Origin of the sequence: Streptomyces sp. NBC_01016, from assembly GCF_026341035.1 — a bacterium.
Classification (GTDB): domain Bacteria; phylum Actinomycetota; class Actinomycetes; order Streptomycetales; family Streptomycetaceae; genus Streptomyces.
Genome location: NZ_JAPEOQ010000002.1, coordinates 2,845,792 through 2,866,570, shown reverse-complemented (window position 1 = coordinate 2,866,570; position 20,779 = coordinate 2,845,792). Strand labels below are relative to the sequence as shown.

The 20,779-nt window shown below is 71.0% G+C and carries 19 protein-coding genes; 16 read left to right on the top strand and 3 right to left on the bottom strand.

Annotation, left to right across the window (positions count from 1 at the left end; all coding sequences use genetic code 11):
* Positions 1-101: 101 nt before the first annotated feature.
* The gene (locus OG746_RS39830; protein WP_266723635.1) at positions 102-1,088 is read right to left on the bottom strand and encodes an ABC transporter substrate-binding protein; all 987 of its coding nucleotides are present in this window, start codon (positions 1,086-1,088) and stop codon (positions 102-104) included.
* 167 nt (positions 1,089-1,255) lie between these two features.
* Here OG746_RS39830 and OG746_RS39825 point away from each other — a divergent pair, with 167 nt between their 5' ends.
* The 5 genes from OG746_RS39825 (at position 1,256) to OG746_RS39805 (ending at position 7,613) form a co-directional block, all read left to right on the top strand.
* Positions 1,256-2,608: an MFS transporter gene (locus OG746_RS39825; protein ID WP_266723633.1), complete on the top strand. Its 1,353-nt coding sequence runs from the start codon at positions 1,256-1,258 to the stop codon at positions 2,606-2,608.
* A gap of 88 nt (positions 2,609-2,696) precedes the next feature.
* On the top strand, positions 2,697-3,539 hold the full coding sequence (locus OG746_RS39820; protein WP_266723631.1) for an IclR family transcriptional regulator: 843 nt from the start codon (positions 2,697-2,699) through the stop codon (positions 3,537-3,539).
* A gap of 115 nt (positions 3,540-3,654) precedes the next feature.
* Positions 3,655-5,961, top strand: a complete 2,307-nt coding sequence (locus OG746_RS39815; RefSeq protein ID WP_266723629.1) for a CaiB/BaiF CoA-transferase family protein — start codon at positions 3,655-3,657, stop codon at positions 5,959-5,961.
* The gene (locus OG746_RS39810) at positions 5,958-6,755 is read left to right on the top strand and encodes an enoyl-CoA hydratase/isomerase family protein (protein ID WP_266723627.1); all 798 of its coding nucleotides are present in this window, start codon (positions 5,958-5,960) and stop codon (positions 6,753-6,755) included. The genes OG746_RS39815 and OG746_RS39810 overlap by 4 nt, the downstream gene beginning before the upstream one ends.
* A gap of 78 nt (positions 6,756-6,833) precedes the next feature.
* On the top strand, positions 6,834-7,613 hold the full coding sequence (locus tag OG746_RS39805; protein ID WP_266723626.1) for an SDR family NAD(P)-dependent oxidoreductase: 780 nt from the start codon (positions 6,834-6,836) through the stop codon (positions 7,611-7,613).
* Between the two features lie 42 nt (positions 7,614-7,655).
* Here OG746_RS39805 and OG746_RS39800 read toward each other — a convergent pair whose 3' ends face one another.
* The gene (locus OG746_RS39800; RefSeq protein ID WP_266723625.1) at positions 7,656-8,387 is read right to left on the bottom strand and encodes an SDR family NAD(P)-dependent oxidoreductase; all 732 of its coding nucleotides are present in this window, start codon (positions 8,385-8,387) and stop codon (positions 7,656-7,658) included.
* An 87-nt stretch (positions 8,388-8,474) separates the two neighbouring features.
* Between OG746_RS39800 and OG746_RS39795 the strand changes: the two genes are divergently transcribed.
* The 4 genes from OG746_RS39795 (at position 8,475) to OG746_RS39780 (ending at position 11,893) form a co-directional block, all read left to right on the top strand.
* Complete coding sequence (locus tag OG746_RS39795) at positions 8,475-9,071, top strand: TetR/AcrR family transcriptional regulator (protein ID WP_266723623.1); 597 nt, start codon at positions 8,475-8,477, stop codon at positions 9,069-9,071.
* 139 nt (positions 9,072-9,210) lie between these two features.
* Entirely contained in the window at positions 9,211-10,059 is an 849-nt protein-coding gene (locus OG746_RS39790; RefSeq protein WP_266723621.1) for an alpha/beta fold hydrolase, read from the top strand.
* 32 nt (positions 10,060-10,091) lie between these two features.
* Positions 10,092-10,946 (top strand): alpha/beta fold hydrolase, encoded by an 855-nt coding sequence (locus OG746_RS39785; protein ID WP_266723620.1) that lies wholly within the window; start codon positions 10,092-10,094, stop codon positions 10,944-10,946.
* Positions 10,946-11,893, top strand: coding sequence for a quinone oxidoreductase family protein (locus tag OG746_RS39780; RefSeq protein WP_266723619.1), 948 nt, complete (start codon positions 10,946-10,948; stop codon positions 11,891-11,893). The genes OG746_RS39785 and OG746_RS39780 overlap by 1 nt, the downstream gene beginning before the upstream one ends.
* A gap of 232 nt (positions 11,894-12,125) precedes the next feature.
* Here OG746_RS39780 and OG746_RS39775 read toward each other — a convergent pair whose 3' ends face one another.
* A complete protein-coding gene (locus OG746_RS39775) occupies positions 12,126-13,619 on the bottom strand; it encodes an AMP-binding protein (RefSeq protein WP_266723618.1) in 1,494 nt (497 codons plus the stop codon).
* Between the two features lie 161 nt (positions 13,620-13,780).
* Here OG746_RS39775 and OG746_RS39770 point away from each other — a divergent pair, with 161 nt between their 5' ends.
* From OG746_RS39770 to OG746_RS39740, 7 genes are all read left to right on the top strand, one after another.
* Positions 13,781-15,052, top strand: coding sequence for an aromatic ring-hydroxylating oxygenase subunit alpha (locus tag OG746_RS39770; protein ID WP_266723616.1), 1,272 nt, complete (start codon positions 13,781-13,783; stop codon positions 15,050-15,052).
* A gap of 115 nt (positions 15,053-15,167) precedes the next feature.
* Positions 15,168-16,547, top strand: a complete 1,380-nt coding sequence (locus OG746_RS39765) for a M20 family metallopeptidase (RefSeq protein WP_266723614.1) — start codon at positions 15,168-15,170, stop codon at positions 16,545-16,547.
* Positions 16,544-17,518, top strand: coding sequence for a DODA-type extradiol aromatic ring-opening family dioxygenase (locus OG746_RS39760; RefSeq protein ID WP_266723612.1), 975 nt, complete (start codon positions 16,544-16,546; stop codon positions 17,516-17,518). Before OG746_RS39765 ends, OG746_RS39760 begins: the two co-directional genes overlap by 4 nt.
* A complete protein-coding gene (locus OG746_RS39755) occupies positions 17,515-18,408 on the top strand; it encodes an IclR family transcriptional regulator (RefSeq protein WP_266723610.1) in 894 nt (297 codons plus the stop codon). Before OG746_RS39760 ends, OG746_RS39755 begins: the two co-directional genes overlap by 4 nt.
* Before the next feature lie 182 nt (positions 18,409-18,590).
* Positions 18,591-19,595 (top strand): NAD(P)/FAD-dependent oxidoreductase, encoded by a 1,005-nt coding sequence (locus tag OG746_RS39750; protein ID WP_266723608.1) that lies wholly within the window; start codon positions 18,591-18,593, stop codon positions 19,593-19,595.
* Between the two features lie 7 nt (positions 19,596-19,602).
* The gene (fdxA, locus tag OG746_RS39745; protein ID WP_266723607.1) at positions 19,603-19,923 is read left to right on the top strand and encodes a ferredoxin; all 321 of its coding nucleotides are present in this window, start codon (positions 19,603-19,605) and stop codon (positions 19,921-19,923) included.
* Between the two features lie 17 nt (positions 19,924-19,940).
* Positions 19,941-20,774: an alpha/beta fold hydrolase gene (locus OG746_RS39740; protein ID WP_266723605.1), complete on the top strand. Its 834-nt coding sequence runs from the start codon at positions 19,941-19,943 to the stop codon at positions 20,772-20,774.
* Positions 20,775-20,779 lie beyond the last annotated feature (5 nt).

Genomic DNA, 20,779 nt, shown 5'->3' with positions numbered 1-20,779 from the left:
GCTGGCTCGCGAGTTGGCGCACGTTACTGTGCGGCGGCGGGCCGGGGCATGTGTGGCGGTCCGCTCAGCGGGACGGCCGGGGAATGGTGCGTCGGCCCAGGTCACCGGGCGTACCGGTCGTACCAGCCGCGCAGCAGCACCGAGTTGAGGTCGGGTGCGCTCTTGATGAGGTTCTGCTCGCGCAGGAAGTCCACGATCCGGCGCGAGGAGGTGACATCGGCCGAGGTCAGGGCACGGGACTTGAAGGAGATCTCGCCGATGGCCTTCTCCGTTGCGACGACCGGCAGTTGGGCCTGCTCGTGGGCCCCGAGTGCGCCCTCGTGCGGGTCCTTCGTCACGATCCGGTCGGCCTCCGCGACCACCTTGAACACCTTCCCGGCGAGGTCCCGGTTCCCCTTCAGCCACTTCTCGTCCGCGAGCAGCCACTGCACGTAGGTGACACCGAAGTCGCCGATGGTGCCTGCGAGATGGCCGCCCGCCGCGACACCCTTGCTCACCCAGGGGTCGAAGAGGATGTAGCCGTCGATGTCACCGCGCTCCAGCATGGTGGGGATCTCCTGCGGCGCGCTCTGCTGGATCTTCACCGAGTCAGGGTCGATGTCGTGGTGGCGCAGGTACTCGTGGGTGGCGTACAGGCCGATGCCCTGGATCGAGGCCATCGTCCTGATCTCGCGCGGCGAGGTGATGCCCTTGCGCAGCACCACCTTGAGGTAGCGGCCCGAGGACTGGAAGGCGCCCAGGGCGCGCAGTCGCGGGTTGCTCACCATCTGCGGGAGCGCGGTGGAGTCGGCGTTGGCAGAGATCTGCGCGGTGCCGGCCGTGACCGCCTGCGCGGCGGCGGGGCCGCCCTCCACCTTCACCAGCTTCACGTCGAGGCCGGCCTTCTCGAACATGCCGCGCTGCGCGGCGAGATACAGCGGGGCGTACGAGGCGTCGACGCCGAGCGCGATGCGTACGGTCGGGCTGCCGCCGCCCGCGGTTCCCGCCGAATCGGTGGTGCCCGCGCCGCAGGCGGTCGCGAGGAGGAGTGCGAGCAGGGTGAGGAGGGCGGCCGCCGGGCGCCCTACAGTGCGGTGGTTCCGGGACATCGGATACGACCTCCGGGGTCGAAGTGCTGTCGAGGTGGCGGCACGCTGGCAGCCCGCAGGGCCCGCGAGAAGCGCGGTGTCTCGCCTGGCGGACCGACCCGATTGAGGCCGCTCCGGGCCGTTCGTACGCTCCACCGATCTTCAGGGTCGAACGGCAAGGAGCACATATGACCCGCAAGAGCACGACCGAGGACCCGTCCGCGACGCGACGCGTGGTCATCGCGTCCGTCGCCGGCAACATGATGGAGTGGTACGACTTCTTCCTCTACACCACCGCCGCCGCACTGGTCCTCGGCCAGGTCTTCTTCCCCTCCGGCGGGCATCCGCTGCTCGGCACCATCGCGGCCCTGGCGGGGCACGCGGTGGGGTTCGCCGCCCGGCCCGTCGGGGGCCTGATCTTCGGGCACATCGGTGACCGGCGCGGGCGCAAGGCCGCCCTCATGGGGACGCTCTCGCTGATGGGCGCCGCCACCTTCTGCATGGGGCTGCTGCCCGCGTACTCCACGGCCGGTCTGCTCTCCCCGGTGCTCCTCGTGCTGCTCCGGCTGCTCCAGGGCATGGCGGCCGGCGGCGAGTGGGGCGGCGGCGTGCTCATCATCACCGAGAACGTGCCCGCCGAACGCCGTGGATTCCTCGCCTCGTTCAGCTCCTGCGGCATGGGCCTGGGCTTCGTCCTGTCGGCGCTGGCACTGTGGATCGCGGAGCAGGTGTCGGGGGACGGCTTCCTCGCCTGGGGCTGGCGGCTCCCGTTCCTGGCCAGCGCGGTCATCTTCGTGGTCGGCATCTACATCCGCCGCAACCTCGGCGAGACGGACAGCTTCGAGGCAGACACCACGGACGCGAAGAGCACACCTCATTCGCCGCTGCGCGAGGTGCTGCGGCGCCACCCGCGCCAGGTGCTGTTCGCGATGGCACTGCGCTTCGCCGACAGCGGCGCCAGCTACATCTTCATGTCCTTCTCCCTCGTGTACGGGGCACACGTGGGGATCTCGTCGACCGTCCTGCTCTGGGCCGGGATCGTCGGGATGCTGGTGGACTCGGCGATGATGGTCGTCTTCGGCCGGCTCTCCGACAAGGTGGGCAGGCGGCCCGTCTATCTGGCCGGGGCCACCGGCATGCTGCTGTGGGCGGCACCCTTCTTCCTACTCATGGACACGGGCCAACCGGCCGCGGTGTGGGCGGCGTTCATCGTCGGGCACATCGCCATCGCCGCGATGATCGGGGTGCAGCCCTCGTACTTCTCCGAGCTGTTCAGCACCAGCACCCGCTACTCGGGGATGGCCCTCGGTCACGAGCTGTCGTCGGCGATCGCAGGCGGTCTGTCGCCGGTGGTGGCCACGGCGCTGCTGGCCGCCACGGGACACTTCCTGCCGGTGGCACTTCTCACCATGGGGATGGCCGTCGTCACGTTGGTGGCACTGGTCTTCTTCGCGCACGTGCCCAAGGCACAAGGGGACACGGAGTCCGACGGGCGGGGCACCGACCGGGCCGAGGAGGACGTCGACACACCTGTTGCCTGATGTTTACACCCCGTTCCCTCTATGCAACATGGCGTTGTTGCACTTCAAATGGCTTGTACCGCCATGTGAGGACGTAAGGGGTCTGCTGATGGGGTCGTACGCCGAAGAGGATGTCCTGCTGCGCAATTCCGTACTGGGCAAGGCGCAGCTGCTGCTCGCCGCGTTCGAGTCGGGGGCGGACCGGCTGCGGCTGAGCGAGCTCAGCCGTCGGTCCGGTGTGCCCAAGGCGTCGGCGTACCGCCTCGCCCGGGAGCTGGTGCAGTGGGGGCTCCTCGACCGGCACGGCGAGACGTACGAGCTCGGCATCAGGCTCTTCCACCTGGGGCAGCGGGTGCCCGCCTCCTCGGTGCTGCGCTCCGTCGCGCGCCCGCTGATGGCGGACCTGTTCACACGGAGTCACGCCGCCGTGCACCTCGCGGTCCTCGACGGGAGCCATGTCCTGTTCCTGGAGAAGATCGCGGGTGAGGCCAATGTGCTCACCCACTCGCAGGTCGGCGGCCGACTGCCCGCCTCGTGCACCGCGACCGGTCACCTGCTGCTCGCCCTGGCGCCCGACGGGCCCGAACTGGTGGCGGCCCTCGCCCTCGGCGGTCTTCCCGTGATGACACCTCGCACCGTGGCGGACCCCGAGGTGCTGATGCGGCGCCTGTCCACGGTGTCCCGTCAGGGGTACGCCCTGGAGGTCGAGGGGGTCAGGCCCGGGTACGCCAGCCTCGCGGTGCCGGTGGCCGTGCCTGGGTCGGCGCACGCGGCGCTCTCGATCACGGCGCCGGTCGCGCAGGTGTCGGTGGACCGGCACCTCGCGACGCTGCGGGCCACGGCCGAGAGCATCGAACGCGGTGTGGCGCGGAAGACGTCGTACGACATGGATCGACCGGCGGTCGTACCGAGGCCGGCCGGCGTGCGTCCCGCCCGCGCCGCCGCGAGCTGAGCACTCGCCGCGGGACCCCGGTCCGGTCAGCAGAACACCCCGGTGGCCCGCCTCCCCGCCCCCGGTGATCGTGAAGTTCCGCAAAGGCTGCGGACACGTATGGGGAGGAGCCGTGGTGCGAACAGACACGGACCCGACAGCGCTGCGCGTGCTCGACCTGACCGATGAACTCGCCTTCCAGGGAGCCAGGTTGCTCGTCGGCATCGGCGCCGACGTCGTACGGATCGAGCCGGGCAACGACCTCGACCCGGCGGCCCGTACGCACTGGCACGCGGGCAAGCGCTGGACGCAGGTACGGGACGCGGCGGAGCTCGACGCACTGGCGGCGGACGCCGATGTCGTCCTGGAGAGCGGACCCGTGGCACGGTTGCGCGGCCTGCGCGAGGACGGTTCCTCGCGGTGGCCGCACGCCGTGCATGTGGTGGTGACACCCTTCGGTCTCACCGGGCCGCGCCGCGGCTGGGTCGGCGACGATCTGGTGCTGGCGTCGGCGGGCGGCATGACATGGCTCGGCGGGCGCCCCGACGGACAGCCCAAGCCGCCACCGCGCGAGCAGGCGCTACAGACCGCCGGAGCCCATGCGGCGATCGGGGCGCTGCTCGCCGTCGTGTCGGGAACCCCGCAACTCGTCGATGTCTCGGCGCAGGAGGCCGTCGCCGCCACGCTGGAGACCGCCGCCCTCGCGTGGATCCACGCCGGACGTTTCCCCGTACGCAACGGAGGGGTGTACGAGCACGTCGCGCACCGGATCTTCAAGGCGGCGGACGGTTATGTGGCCGGGGGCTACTCGGGCAGTAACCGGATGTGGACGGACCTGCTGGCGTGGATGGCGGAGCGGGGCGAGGCCGGTGACCTCGTCGACGAGCGCTGGCAGGACGCCGCGTTCCGGTGGGACCAGCGCGCGCATGTCGACGAGCTGGTGCAGCGGTTCGCGGCTCGGCAACCGGCCGCCGAACTGGCCGCCGAGGCGCGGGAACGCGCCCTGCCGTGGGCGGAGGTGGTCCCGGCCGGGCGGCTGCCGGACCACCCGCAGTTGCGCGCCCGCGAGTCGCTGGTCACGGTCACCGGCGAGGGACTTCCGGACGGCGGCGTCGAGGACGTCGGCTTTCCGTGGGCGGCGCTCCCCCGGCCGGTCGCTCTGCCCGCGCTCCACGAGGTGGGCGATCCGCTGTGGCGCCGTGACACGAACACCCAGGTACCTGACGGCGGCGGACGGCCCAAGTCCCGTGCCATGGAAGGGATTCGGGTCCTCGATCTGACCTGGGTGCTGGCCGGTCCATACGTGACCAAGCAGTTCGGGGAGCACGGCGCGGACATCGTCAAGGTCGAGTCGCGGCACCGCCAGGACCCCACGCGTTTCGCACCCTCGATGCACCTGCGGCCCGGCTCCGACCCGGACGACAGCGGCTACTTCCTCAACTTCAACCGCAACAAGCGCAGCGTCGCCCTGAACCTGCGGACCGACGAAGGCCGGCGCCTGCTGCGCGAGATGGTGCCGCACTGCGATGTCGTCGTGGAGAACTTCAGCCCGGGAGTTCTCGCGCGCTGGGGCATGGACTACGCGTCGCTGCGCGAGCTGAATCCGGACGTGATCCTCGTGTCGATGGCGGGCGTCGGACAGACCGGGCCCTGGCGCAACGCCGTGACGTTCGCCGACACACTCGCCGCGATGTCCGGCCTGTCCAGCGAGACACGTGACCCGGACGGCCCGCCGCAGGGACTCACCTTCGGCCTCGGCGACATGATCGCGGCCAACTCCGCGGTGCTCGCCACGCTCGACCTCCTGGCACGTGGGCAGGGCGGACACGTCGACCTGTCCCAACTCGAGGCGATGGCCGCGACGATGGGCCCGGCCGCCCTGGAACCCGTACTGGGCGACAGCGCGCCGGATCCACGGACCGCCGACTTCCCGAACCGGTCGCCGCGTGCCGTGCCGCACGGCGTGTATCCGGCGGCCGGCGACGACCGGTGGGTGGCGGTGTCGGTGACCGACGAAGCGCAGTGGCAGGCTCTGACTCGGACCGTCGAACTTCCCTGCACCGACGGCGACTTGACCGCCCGCAGGCGGAGCGAGGACGAGATCGACGACGCTCTCGCCACCTGGACCCGCCAGCATGACGCGCACAAGCTGGCCGAGCTGCTCCAGGCCGAGGGCGTCGCGGCGGCGGTCGTGGCGACCGGGCAGGACCTCGTCGAGGCCGACGAGCAGCTCGCCGCGCGCGGCTTCTACCCCGTACTCGACCATCCTCTGACCGGACCGGTCCCGCACGAGGGAATCGTGCCCCGGCTGGCCGCGACACCCGGCGAACTCACCCGGCCCGCGCCTCTCCTCGGCCAGCACACCCACGAGGTACTGCGAGAGCTGTTGCACCTGACCGACGAACAACTGGCGGCGCTGACCGCCGAGGGAGTGACCGAGTGAGCGAGGCGAGGATGACCGAGGTAGGGCACTCCGTACTCCACGTGACACGCGACGGCGCCGTCGCCACGATCCGCGTCGACCGGCCCAAGGCGAACGCCGTGAACCCGGCGATGATCGAGGAGTTCCTCACGGCCCTGGAGCCCCTCGCCGCCGACCCGGAGGTGCGCTGCATCGTCATCACCGGCACGGGACGGTTCTTCATCGCCGGCGCCGACATCGCCGTCATGCGGGACCTGTCGGCGGACAACCAGGCGAAGATGCGCCGTTGGATCGACGTGCAGCGGCTGATCGAGCAGGCGCCCAAGCCGGTCGTCGCGGCGATGAACGGCCACGCGCTGGGCGGCGGCGCCGAGTTGTCGCTCGCCTGCGACCTGCGGATCCTGTCGGCCGGGGCTACGTTCGGCTTCCCGGAGATGCGGCTCGGCCTCTTCCCGGGGGCCGGTGGCAGCCAGCGGCTTCCGCGGCTCGTCGGCCCCCACCTGGCGAAGCGGCTGATGATCGAGGCGGAAGGGCTGACGCCTGAGCGGGCCCTGGAGCTCGGTCTTGTCGATGTCGTGGTGGAGCAAGCCGAGTTCGACGCGGTGGTCGCCGAGCGGGCCCGCCGCCTCGCCGCGCAGCCCACGGCCGCCATCGCCCTGCTCAAGCGCGTCGTCGACGAGGGACACGGACTGCCCGTCGAGGAGGCCTTGCAGCACGAGGAGAAGGGCGTCGCCGACCTGACCGGGACCGCCGACGCTGCGGAGGGGCTGCAAGCGTTCCTCGAGAAGCGGGACCCGGTGTTCATGGGCCGGTGACGAACACACCGATGCGGGCGGTCCGTTCACCGGACTGCCCGCATCGGTGTGTCACGGTCCGTTCCGCATCCTCGGCTGATGACCTCCACGCAACACACCAAGGACGCACCACAGGACGGGCCCGTGCTCGTCACCGGCGGAACCAGCGGGATCGGCCTCGCGGTCGCCGAGGCGGTGGCCCGTACCGGGCGGCCCGTAGTAGTCACGGGCCGCTCCGCGGAACGCTGCCGAGCGGCGGCCGACCAACTCCAATGCGCCTCTGGCACTGGGCAGTTGGCGCTCCAGGCAGACACCACGAACGCCGACGACCTCGCCGACGCCGTACGCCAGGCAGAGGATCAATGGAGCCCGGTCACCGGCCTCGTGACCGCCGCCGGCCGCCTTGCCCGCGGGTCGATCCTCGAACTCTCACCTGACGACTTCCTCGCCGCCCTCGACACCAACGTCGTCGGCACCTGGCTGGCGATCCGCGCCGTCCTGCCCGGCATGCTCGACGCGGGCTTCGGGCGCGTCGTCACCATCGGTTCCGTGCTCGGCTCGACGGGCGCCCCCGAACGGTCCGGGTACGCCGCCACCAAGGGCGCCGTCGCCGCGCTCACCAGGTCGACGGCCCTGGAACTCGCCGGCAGTGGCGTGACCGTGAACTGCGTCGCCCCCGGCCCCGTCCGCACCCCCATGAACGAGGACGACGCCCAGACCGACGCCGCCGCCCAGGCCGCCTTCACCGCCAAGGTGCCGCTCGGCCGCTGGGGCCGGCCCGAGGAGGTCGCGCACGCGGTACTGCCACTGCTGGCGGCCGGCTCGTCCTTCACCACCGGCGCCGTACTGCACGTCGACGGCGGCTACACCGCCCAGTGAATCCCCGGAGGGGCGTGCTCAGACCTGCGCTTGCCCTCCGTCTCAGACCTGCGCCTGGCCTCCGTCGACGAACCAGTCGGCGCCGTTGACGAAGCTGGAGGCGTCCGAGGCCAGGAACGTCGCGACCGAGGCGATCTCGTCCGGGCGGCCGATCCTGCCGAGCGGCACCCCCGAGGCGAGCTGGTGGTCCGGGCCCACCGCGCCGATCAGGCCCGGGGTCTCAGTCGGGCCGGGGCTCAGCGCGTTCACCCGGAACTTCCGTTCCTGCGCGCTGAGCGCCCAGCTGCGCACCAAGTTGCGCACCGCCGCCTTCGACGCGCCGTAGACCTCCAGACCCGTCTCGGGGCGGACGGTGCTGCTCGATCCCGTCACCACGATCGAGGCACCGTCCGACAGCAGGGGCAGCGCCTTCTGCACGGTGAAGATCGTGCCCTTCACGTTCGCGCCGAAGGTGGCGTCGATGGCCTCCTCCGTGATCTCACCGAGGCGCTCGGGGACGGCGCCGCCGGCGTTGGCGACCAGCACGTCGATACGGCCCGCCTCCTTGCGCACGACCGAGTAGAGCTCATCGAGGTCCGCCTGTATCGAGACGTCGGTCCGCACACCGGTGGCCGCGGGGCCGATCTCGGCGACGGCCGCGTCGAGCGGCTCCTGACGGCGGCCGGCCAGGAACACGCGGGCCCCCTCCGCAGCGAACCGCTTGGCGATGGCAAGCCCGATGCCGCTGTTGGCTCCGGTGACCACGGCCACCTTGCCTGCGAGTACTTCAGTCATCACACACCCACCCATCAGTTCTTGACTGGTTCGTCCAGAACGCTAGCCGTTATGGACGACCCGGTCAAGAATGGCTAGGCTGTGCCCATGGCACGACCGAGGAAGTTCGACGAGCAGCAGGTACTGGACACCGCCCGGGAGCGGTTCTGGTCGGGTGGGTACGCCGCCACGCGCATGGAGGACATCGCCGAGGCGACGGGGCTCGGCAAGGGCAGCCTGTACGGAGCGTTCGGCGGAAAGCAGGAACTGTTCCACCGCGTGTTCGACGACTACTGCGGCTCCGCCGTCGAGTCCGCGAGCCGGCAGCTGAGCGGCGACGACGCGGACGCCTACGCGCGACTGTCCGCCCACGTGTACGCGGTGGCGGCGTCGACCGCCGCCGACACGGCCCACCGCGGCTGCCTGTTGGCCAAGGGAGCCGCCGAACTCGCCGAGCACGACCGGACGGTGGCCGAGCGGGCGCGCGCGACCATCGAGGCGCTGCGGGCACTGCTCCAGGACGACATCGCCGCCTGCCAGCGCCATGGTGACATCGCCGCGGACGCGGATCCGGGAGAGCTGGCCGCGCTCGTGCTCACCGTACTGCGCGGTATCGAAGCACTGGGCAAGGCCGGAGCGAGCGAGGAGACGCTGACCGGTGTGGCCCGGACGGCCCTCGCCGTACTGCCCCGACCCGCCCGCTGATACTGCCGGGCACTCGTCCTTACGTACCCGTGCGTCACCCAGTGGGAGGGGTTCGCTGAGCGGACCGTGACGCTGGGCCAACGCCCGGCGCGGTGATGGGCTCGACTCCGTACCCCCGCATTCGTACGGAAGGACTCGCATGTCACCAGCACCGGAGAGCCATTACGCGGACGGCGCGGGCATTCGCTACCACTACCACGACCTGGGCTCCGGGCCCGACACCGTGTTCCTGCACGGCGGCGGCCCCGGCTGCACCGCGTGGAGCGACTTCGGGCCCGTGGCGCCCCTGTTCGCGGCCGACCGGCGCTGTCTGCTCGTCGACATCCACCAGTACGGCAAATCGGAGAAGTCCCGTATCGAGGGCCCGATGTGGGACCACCACGCGGCGAAGACGATCAGCCTCCTCGACACACTCGGCATCGACCGGGCGGACTTCGTGTGCAACTCGTGGGGCGGCACCATCGCGCTCAACCTCGCCGCCAAGTACCCGGAGCGCGTACGGTCGTTGGTCATCACCGGCAGCATGCCCGTGTTCTACGGGCCGCTCGCCCCGCTCCCCGAGAACGGTCACCGGGGCCGCACGGCCCGCGACGTCTACTACGGCGGCGAGGGCCCGACCCGCGAGAAGATGCGGCAGCTCATCACGAAGCTGGAGTGGTACGACGGCGCGAAGCTCCCCGAGGAGACGCTGACGCTGCGCCACGAGCAGAGCCTCGACCAGGAAGAGCGCGCACTCGCCGCCATGTCGGACTCGCCGCGCGGCGACTGGCAGGACCTCACCGAGGAGCTGGGCCAGGTGCAGGCCCCGGCGCTGTTCATGTGGGGCATGCAGGACGCGTTCCTCACCCCGGACTACCCGCTGATGCTGGCCCGCATGGTGCCGAACGGGAACCTCCACGTGATGGACCACGCCTCCCACCACCTCCAGGAGGAGCGGCCCGAGGCGTACCACTCGGTGGTCAGCGGCTTCCTCGACTCCCTCAACTGATCCACCCTCAACTTCCTTACGGAGTACCGCACATGTCCATCTGGACCGAGATCAGCCCCACCCCCTTCCGCGTCGAGTACGTCGATGCCGCCGGAGTCCCCACCCGCACCCTGCGCGCCGGTGACCCGAACGCACAGGCCGTCATCTTCCTGCACGGCACCAGCGGTCACCTGGAGGCCTTCGCGCGGAACATCACCGCGCACGCCGCCTACGACCTGCACGCCATCGACATGCTCGGCCACGGCTACACCGGCAAGCCCGACAAGCCGTACGAGATCGCCGACTACGTGACCCACCTGATCGACTACCTGGACGCCGTCGGCGTCGACAGCGTCCACATCGTCGGCGAGTCCCTCGGCGGCTGGGTCGGCGCCCGCGCCGCCATCGAGCACCCCGAGCGGGTGCGCAGCCTCCAACTCCTGTGCTCCGGCGGCACGGTGGCCAACCCGGAGGTCATGGACCGCATTCGGACCAGTACCAAGAAGGCCGTCAGCTCCGACGACATCGACCTCACCCGGAAGCGGATGCGGCTGCTCATGGCCGACGACGCCTCCGCCACGGAGGAACTGGTCGAGGTGCGGCACGCGATTTATCACACGCCGGAGTTCGTCGCGGGTGTCGACAACCTCCTCTCCCTCCAGGACATGGAGCGCCGCAAGCGCAACCTGCTGACCCCCGAGCAGCAGGCGCAGATCACCCAGCCGACGCTGGTGGTGTGGGGCCGCAAGAACCCGTTCGGCGACGTGCCCGAGGCGAAGGCGCTGCACGAGGGCATCCCCGGTTCGCGGCTTGAACTGTTCGAGGACTGCGGGCACTGGCCGCAGCACGAGCAGGCCGAGCTCTACAACTCCCTCAGCCTCGAGTTCATCGGCAAGGCGGCCGGCTGATGCGGGCTGTACGGTTCCATGAATGGGGCGCCGCGCCGGTCCTCGACGAGGTGCCCGAGCCGCGCCGCGCGCCGGGAGAGGTCCTCGTCGAGGTGACGGCGGGCGGTGTCTCGCACCTCGACGCGACGGTCGCCTCCGGCAATTTCGAGCTGAAGCCGTCCCCGCCGTACATCGGCGGGGTCGAGGGCGCGGGCACGGTTCTGGAGGCCGACACCGACTCCGACCTCACGCCCGGCGATCAGGTCGTACTGCGCGGCGGCGGCCTCGGTCTGCTCCGGGACGGTACGTGGACGGAACGGGTCAGCATCAAGCGCAAGGCGGTCACGCCGCTGGCGGCACCGCTCGACCCGGGGGTGGCGGCGAGCTTCTTCGTCCCCGCGACGACGGCGTACGTGGCGCTGCACGACGTCGGCCGGATCGAGAAGGGTGAGGACGTCGTCGTGGTCGGCGCCGCGGGCGCGGTCGGCGCGATGGTGGCGCAGCAGGCGCTGGCCGCGGGCGCGACGGTAACCGGTGTGGTCGGCCGCGAGGACCAGCTGGCCGACGTACCGAAAGGCGTGGCGGCCGTGACGCTGGACGACGCGGAAGCGCTCGCCAAGGACCGCTCGGCCTCCCTGCTCGTCGACACACTCGGCGGAGCGGGCCTGGTGGGCCGCAGCCGGTGGGTACGGCAGGGCGGACGCGCGGTGGTCATCGGCTACGTGGCCGGGCCGCACGTCGAACTCGACCTGCCGAGCTGGCTCCTCGACGAGGTCGCCCTCCTCCCGGTCAACATGATCCGCCAGGAACGCCGAGCACGCGAGGTCTCCGCCGACCTGGTCCGGCGCCTGTCGGAGGGTGAACTGACCCTGGCGGTCGAGCAGTTCGGCTTGGCGGAGGCCCCGGCGGCGCTGGACGCGCTGCGGGGCGGGCGGGTCCGCGGCAGGGCGGTACTGCTGCCTGGCTGACGCCCGCCTCGGGCGGGCACGAGTGCCCGCCCGACGGCTCGGGGCGGGGCGCTTTGGGGCGGATGCGAACTACGGACGCCGTTCGCACCACGCAGGGAGCCCCGCGTCCCTGAAGGCAGCGGCGCAGCCGCATGCCTTCAGGGACGCGGGGCTGTGTCAATATGCGGCTCCGCCGCGTGGGCGCGCCCAGCCACGTACGACGTGCACCCGGCGGTGACATCCCCCCGGCTCCCTAGCCCAGCCGATCCCACGTCACCCCCGTGACCCCCCGCTCCCGCAACACCGACTTCCGAACCTTCCCCGTCTCCGTAAGCGGCAACACCCCCACCACGTCGACGTACCGCGGCACCGCGAACCCGGGCAACTCCCCCGCACAGTGCCGCGCGACCTCCGCCGGGTCGAGCGAGCGCCCGGCGCCCGGCACCACCGCCACCATCACCTCGTCCTCGGCGAGATCGGACGGAACCGGAAACGCGGCGGCCTCCGCGATGTCCGGATGAGCGCACAACGCCGTCTCCACCTCGTACGAGGAGATGTTCTCGCCGCGCCGCCGGATGCAGTCCTTGACGCGGTCGACGAAACGGAACCACCCATCGGGCTCACGCACCACCCGATCCCCGGTCCGCCGCCAGCCACCCGGCTCGAGCACCGCTTCCCCCAAGTACCCCGTGGCGAAGGCATGTTCGCGTTCGGTACGAACAACAAGCTCGCCTGCGGAGCCGTCCGGAACGCAGAACAGATCCACATCCACGACCCGCGCCTCGAACCCCTCCCGCACCGTGCCCATGTACCCGGGCCGACAGTCACCAGGACCCGACCCGATGACCAGGTTGGTCTCGGTGGACCCGAACCCGTCGACGAGCGCCACACCGAACCGTTCGCGGAACACCTCCCACAGCGCACCGGGCGTGCCGGGCCCGAGCCCGCGCCACGCCCGGTGCGCACGGTCGTCGGGCCCCGGCGGCTGGGCGAGCAGCATCGGCACCATGGCCCCCAGCACGTACACGCACGTGGCACCGGTCTCGGCGGCCCGCCGCCAGTGGCGCGAGGCGGAGAACCTGCGGTCCACCACCATCGAGGCGCCCACGGTCATCGCGTGCGCCAGCGCGTTGAGGGCGTTGGTGTGGAACAGCGGGAGGCACGTGTAGAGGGTGTCGTCGGCGGTCAGGCACAGCGAGTCGGCCACGTTCCGCCCCCACCAGACGAACTGGGCGTGCGGGGAACGCACACCGCGAGAGGGCCCCGTGGTGCCGGAGGTGAACATGACGGCCGCCGTGTCACCGGGGCGCGACGGATACGGGTCGAGCGGCCGCTCGACGCCGGGCACGGGCGCCTGCGGCGACCCGGTCACCCACACCTCGCCCGCGTATCCCGCAGCCTCCACACGCTCGGCGAACTCCCCCTCCACGTAAAGACATTGAGGCTTCGCCTCGTCCAGCGCATGCCGGAGCAGCCGCCCGTGCAGCGCCGTGTTCAGCGGGACGACGACTGCCCCGAGCCAGGCGCAGCCGAGGACCAGGTCGATCAGTTCGACGCGGTTGGACAGCAGCGCGGCGACCCGGTCGCCGGGCCGGCAGCCGCGGGCCGCGAGCGCGCCGGCCATGGTGGCCGCGGCCGTACGTGTCTGCGCGTAGGTGCGCCGGGTCCCGTCGACGGTGAGGAAGGTCCGTACTCCGTGGCGTTCGGCCGCCGCGTCGACGAGGCCGGGAATCGTCATGCGGTTCATGGACGGATGCTGTCCGCCCGCTCCCGCCGGCTCAAGGCCCACGGTTCGCTGACCGGTCCACCGTCGGCCGTGGTCCGTTCACCGGAACAGGTTCATAGGCGGGCGCCGCGCCGCGCCGGATGCTCGTGCGGCACACCCACTGAGCAGGAGGCCACGACGAGATGACGTCGAGCGAACGATCCCCCGCCGTCCGGAAGACCGCCGCGAAGGACGACGCCGCGAAGGAGCCCGCCAAGGGCGCGGCCAGGGCGCGCCGCGGCGCCGCCGCCGAGAAGATCGGCCGGCAGGACTGGTCGTCCTGGCCCCACTACGACAAGGCGGCGTCCGGCTTCCGCGGCTACTGGTACCCGGTCACCTGGTCGAGCCACATCACCGACGACCCGAAGCCGTTCACACTCTGCGGCGAGAAGATCACGCTGATCCGCGACAGCGGCAAGGTGTACGCGCTGCACAACCGCTGCCCGCACCGCGGTGTGCCGCTGTCCGAGGGCAACCAGCAGTTCCCCGGCACGGTCAGCTGCCCGTACCACGGCTGGACCTTCGACCTGCCCACGGGCAAGCTGTCCGCGGTCATCACCGACGGCCCCGGCTGCCGTCTCACGGGCAAGCTCGGCGTGCGGACGTACGCGGTCGAGGAGCGGCTCGGCATGGTCTGGGCCTTTATCCCGGTCGCCGACGAGGAGCCGCACCCGATCGACGAGCAACTCCCCGAGGAGTTGGTGTCGAACGCCTTCGTGATGGGTGGCCGCATCGAGCCGCGCGGCGGCAACTGGCGCTTCGCGTGCGAGAACGGCTTCGACGAGGGCCACGCCAAGTACCTTCACCGCACGGCCCTTTGGCGGCTTTTCAAGCCGATGCCGACCTGGAACATCACCCGGATCGTGCCGCAGGGCCGCTGGATCTACCGCGTACAGGACGAGGTCCACTGGGAGGCCGACTTCCCGGGCGTGGGCCGCTGGTCCAACAAGCGGTGGTGGAAGAAGCAGCCGCCCAAGGAGACGTTCAACCTCGGCAACACCGGCAAGTCCGACGCCGTCGACCCCGTCATCGAGGCCCAGGAGTTCCCCGGCTTCGCGTCCCTGTCGATGCCCGGCGTGCTGCGGATCGCGTACCCGAATTTCATCCACTACGAGTTCTACGTCCCGGTAGACGAGGACAACCACCGCTACGTCGGTGTGATGGTCAACTTCACGCAGGGCTGGGAGACGCTCCGCTTCTACGCGAAGTACCTCGGCGCCATCCGCTGGCTGTTCCACGGCGAGTTCTCCGGCCAGGACGCCTGGATGGTCGACGTGACCGACGCACCCCCGGAGAAGCTCTACCGCCCCGATGTGTCCCTGACCTCGTGGCGCAACCTCAGCGAGGACGAGTACGGCAAGAAGTTCGCCGCCGCCGGTGTCACCGAAACCGCCACGCCCGATGAGGAGGCCTGATCATGGCCCGCACCCTGTTCAAGATTCTGCTCGGTGTCGCCGTCGCGGTGGCACTCCCCCGCGCGAAGAAGCGGTTCGCGCAGACCACGATGACCCAGGTCCACCGGGTCAACCAGTGAACGCCCCCAACCCGGACGGGCTGACCGGCCTCGACACCCGGCGTCAGGGCTGGGTGGCGGAGGCATGGAAGCACATCACCGAGGAGCGGCTGCGCGAGCTCATCGTGGGCCTGGTCGGTGTCCCCAGCCCGACGGGTGACGAGCGGCCGCTCGCCGAACACATCGCGGGGACGCTGGAATCGGTCGGCCTGCGCTCGACGTGTCAGCCGCTCGACGCGCGGCAGGCCAACGCCTGGGCCCGCCTCGAGGGCGACGGCACCGGCCCCGACCTGATGCTGTACGCGCCCATCGACACCTTCACCGTGGGTGACGATAGCGAGGACGTGCCGTGGATCGGGCCGAAGCTGCGCGAGGACATGCGCCCAGAGGCCACCGTCTACGACGACCTGGTGACAGGGCTCGGCGCCTCCAACCCGAAGGGCCACGCGGCCTGCGTGATGATGGCCGCAGAGGCGATCGCGCTGGCCGGTGTGCCGCTGACCGGGGACCTGGTGGCCGCATTCGGCGCGGGCGGCATGCCCACCAACGCCCGACCCGGCAGCGACCGGTTCAACACCGGTCAGGGCGCGGGCTGTTCGTTCCTCCTGGAGCAAGGCGTGTGGACGGACTACGCGGTCATCGCCAAGCCGGGGTGGACGGTCTCGTGGGACGAGGTCGGCCTGGTGTGGTTCGAGGTGACGGTCCACGGCACCCACACCTACGTGGGTTCCCGCCACCGACTCCCGTACGACAACGCGATCAGCCGCGCCGGCGACGTCGTACGGCACCTGGAGGAGTGGTTCACCGAGTACGCGAAGCGGCACACCGGTGGCACCGTCGCACCGCAGGGCGTCGTCTCGTCGGTGCGCGGCGGCTGGCCGCGCCTGGCCGCGGCGACACCCGCGGCCTGCACCCTCCGCGTCGACCTGCGGATCGCACCGGAGACGACACCGATGCAGGCGAAGCGTGAATTCACCGCAACCATCGAGGAGTTGAAGCAGTCGATGCCGGGCCTCGACGCCACGGTCGAGATGATCCTGGCGATCCCCGGGACGTCCACGAGCCGGGAGAGCTGGGTGTTCCGCAGCGCGGTCGCCGGGTGGGAGGCGCTTGAGGGGCTCCCGCACGAGATCGTGACCGGGAACAGTGGTGCCACCGACGCGAACATCCTGCGCGGGCGCGGCATCCCCACGGTCCGCGTCGGGATGCCGAAGGTGTCCGAGGCACCCTTCGACATCGACTTCACGCGCGGCATGAACACCGTCTCCGTACAGGAGATGCAGAGACTGACCCGCCATCTGATCCGCACGGCGGTCGACACCGTCACCCGTTCCCGCGAGGAATGCGACTCCCCCACGGCACTGGCCCCCATGGCACCGGAAGGAGCAACGGCATGAGCGAGATCGTGCTCGGCGTGGGTGCCTCCCACAGCACGCTGATGAACACGCACTGGGAGGAGACCGTCCACAAGGACCGGGCCGAACGGTTCCGCGACGCGCTCGGCGCGGCCCGCGACGAACTGGCCAGGACCCGGCCCGACACCGTCGTCCTGATCGGCTCGAACCACTTCCGCGGGTTCTGGCTCGACCTGATCCCGCCGTTCACGCTCGGCGTCGGGGAGTGCCTCGCGAGCGGCGAGTCCGGGACGCCGAAGGGCCCGCAGCCGGTGGATGTGCCGCTCGCGCAGCACATCGCCGAATCGCTGGTGGAGAGCGGGCGCTTCGACCCCGCGTTCTCCGCCCGCCTCCAGATCGACCACGGGCAGTCCCACGCCATCCAGTACCTGCTCGACGGGCTCGACGTGGAGATCGTGCCGCTGGTGGTGAACGTGTTCGCGCATCCGCTGCCCACGCTGGAGCGGTGTGAGGAGTTGGGGCACGCCATCCGCGAGGCCGTGCTCGCCTTCCCCGGCGAGCGGCGGGTCGCGGTGGTCGGCTCGGGCGGGCTCTCGCACCGGCTGCCGTGGCCGGACTGGCGCGAACCGCACGGCGACGACGAGGAGTTCATGGTCGGCGCGTGGCTCGACGGCCGCAACAACTGGCAGGACTACGACGCCCGGCGCCGCGAGATCATCCGGGCCGCGGAGGCCTCCCTCACGCCGGAGTTCGACAACGAGTTCCTCACTCTTCTGGAGCGCGGCGAGGCCCACCGTCTCACCGAGTACACGACCGAGGAGCTGGAGAAGGCGGCGGGCAACGGCGCGCAGGAGCTGCGTACTTGGCTGCTGATGGCGGCCGCCCTTGACCATGCGCCGGCTCGGCGTCTGGCGTACGAGCCGATGCCCGAGTGGCTCACCGGGATGGGTGTCGCGGTCATCGATCCGGCGGCCGTGGACGCGGGGCGGTCGACAGCGGGGCAGTCGGCATGAGCGCGGCGGCCGGAGCACCGCCGGCCGATCGCCGGCCGACCGCGACGCCACCTGCCGAATTCGTCCTCTCGTCCGTACGCTCCGAACGCTCCGAACGCTCCGAACGCTCCGAACGCTCCGACAACGAGCCGGAGCCCGGGGCCGACGCCGCCGGGGGCGACCCCATGAACTCCGTTCTGGGAAAGGTCCGTCCGATCCTGGAGGCCTTCACCTCCGATGACTCCGCCCTCTCCCTGGCCGAGCTGGTGCGCCGGTCGGGGGCGGCGAAGGCCACGGTGCACCGGCTGGCCCAAGAGCTCGTCACCTGGGGGCTGTTGGAGCGTGAGGGGTGCGACTACCGGCTCGGGCTGCGGCTGTTCGAGCTGGGGCAGCGGGTGCACCGGCAGCGCATCCTGCGCGAGGCGGTACAGCCGTACATGGAGGATCTGCTCCTGATCACCCGGGAGACCATCCACTTCGCCATCCACGACAGCCTGGACGTCGTCTACCTGGACAAGATCTTCCCGCACCGCGGGCTGAACGCCGAGTCCCGGATCGCGGGCCGGCTCCCGCTGTACTGCACGGGCACCGGCAAGGCGATCCTCGCGCACTCGCCGCCGTCGCTCTTCGTCGACGTGGTGCGCAGCGGTCTCAAGCCGATCACCCGGCACACGGTGGTGTCACCGGGCCGGCTGCGCGCCCAGCTCGACCGGATCCGGGACGAGGGCATCGCCCTGGAGTCCGAGGAGATCAGGCTCGGTTACGCGAGCCTGGCCGTGCCGGTGTTCGCCGGACGCACCACGCTGGTGGGGGCGCTGTCCATCACGGCGCCCACGTACCGGATGGACGCGTCCGGTCACGCAACTGCCCTGCGCACGGCGGCCCTTGGCATCGGCCGGTCACTGGCCTAGGGACCTGGCGCCGTCACGCACCACAAGCACGAAGGGGCCCGCCGAACGGCGGGCCCCTCGCCGCGTTCCGACCCACCCACCCCACGGGCCACCACCCCACGGACCACCCACCCCAGAGACCGTCCTGCTCACCGGAACGACTCCATAGGGAGAACCGCTCCCTCGTTCCTACGCTCACCACCATGAGTCAACTCACCGACGACACCGACGTCCTGACCACCGACGTCCTGATCATCGGCGCCGGTCCGGCGGGCCTGTACGGCGCGTACTACGCCGGGTTCCGCGGTCTGACCGTCACCGTCATGGACGTACTGCCGCAGCTCGGGGGGCAGATCAGCGCGATGTACCCCGAGAAGCCGATCTTCGACATCGCCGGCTTCCTCTCCGTACGCGGCCGGGACCTGGTGGACGGTCTCGTCGCGCAGGCCGAGCCGTACTGCCCGCGCTATCTCCTCGGCCACCGGGCCGCCGAGCTGACGCACGACGCCGACGGGCTGCCGGTCGTCCGCAGCGACCAGGGGGCGACGGTGCGGGCCAGGGCCGTTGTCATCACGGGCGGCGTGGGGACGTTCACACCTCGCCCGCTGCCCGCCGGGGAGGAGTTCCTCGGGCGGGGCCTGGAGTACTTCGTGCCGGAGCCGTCCGTGCACACGGACCGGGACGTGGTCGTCGTCGGCGGCGGTGACAGCGCCTTCGACTGGGCGGCCCTCCTCGCCCCGATCGCCCGCTCGGTCACCCTCGTGCACCGCACGGCCCGCTTCCGCGCCCACGCGGCGTCCGTCGAGAAGGTCCGCGACCTCGGCGTGGAGATCGTCACCGACAGCGAGGTGAGCCGGCTCATCGGCGCCGACCGGGTCGAGCAGGCCGAGATCCGGCACCGTACGACGAAGGAGACCCGCCTCGTCACGGCCGGCACCGTCGTCGCCGCGCTCGGCTTCCTCGCCGACCTGGGCCCGTTGCAGCACTGGGGACTCGACCTCCAGGCCCGGAAGATCACCGTCGACACCCACATGGCCACCAACCTGCCGCGCGTGTTCGCCGCGGGTGACATCACCGACTACCCCGGCAAGGTCCGCCTGATCTCGGTCGGCTTCGGCGAGGCCGCCACCGCCGTCAACAACGCGGCCACCGTCATCGACCCGGAGGCGGCCCTGTTCCCCGGGCACTCCACCGAGAAGGAGCACTGAACACACCATGGCGTACGTCATCGGCTCGTCCTGCGTCGACATCATGGACCGGTCCTGCATGGAGGAGTGCCCGGTCGACTGCATCTACGAGGGTGAGCGCAAGCTCTACATCAACCCCATGGAGTGCATCGACTGCGGGGCCTGCGAAGTGGCCTGCCCGGAGCAGGCGATCACCGTCGACCGCAAGGCCGACCCCGACTTCCGCGAGGACAACAAGCGCTTCTTCGTGGAGATCCTGCCGGGCCGCGACGCCGCGCTCGGCTCCCCCGGCGGTGCGACACCCCTCGGCCCGGTGGGCGTCGACACGGAGCTGGTGAGCACCCGGTGAGCGCCGCCGACCCACGTATGACGGACACGACGTACGCGAACACGGAGACGGACACGGACACAGTCCCGCTGCGGAAGGGCTATGTCCCCAGCCGCTTCGGCCAGTTGCACTACGTGGAGTCCGGCAGCGGCGAGCCCGTGCTGCTGCTCCATCAGACACCCCGCTCCTGGACGGAGTACCTCGACGTACTCCCCCTGGTCGGTGCCCGGTACCGGGCGATCGCCATGGACACCCTCGGCTACGGGGCGTCCGCCAAGCCCGAGGGGCCGCACACCATCGACCGGTTCGCGGACGCCGTCTGCACGCTCGTCGACCAACTCGCCCTCGAACGACTGAACTTGGTCGGGCACCACACGGGCGGGGTGATCGCGGTCGAGGTGGCCGCGCGCCTGCGGGACCGGGTGGCGAGCCTGCTGCTGTCCGGGACGCCGTTCGTCGACGACGAGAAGCGGCGCGCCTCGGCCGCGGGACACCGGGTCGACCACGTCGACCTGAAACCCGACGGCTCCCACCTGCAAGAGCTGTGGGGCCGGCGCAGCGGCTTCTACCGGCCGGGCGAGGAGGCGTCCCTCACCCGGTACGTCATCGACGCGCTGACCGTCCTCGACCGTGTCGAGGAGGGTCATCGGGCCATCCCCGGCTACGACATGGAGGGGCGTCTGCCCCTCGTCACTGCCCGCACCCTCGCCGTCTGCGCGCCGGACGACCACTACTCGCGTCCCTCCCTCGCGAAGTTCGCCGCCGCGCTCGGCCGCGGGACACGGGTGCTGTCCGGCGGTCATGTGGCGGCGCCGGAGCAGGTTCCGCAGGAGTTCGCCGACACCGTCGTGGACTGGGTCGGCCGCGGCTGACCCAG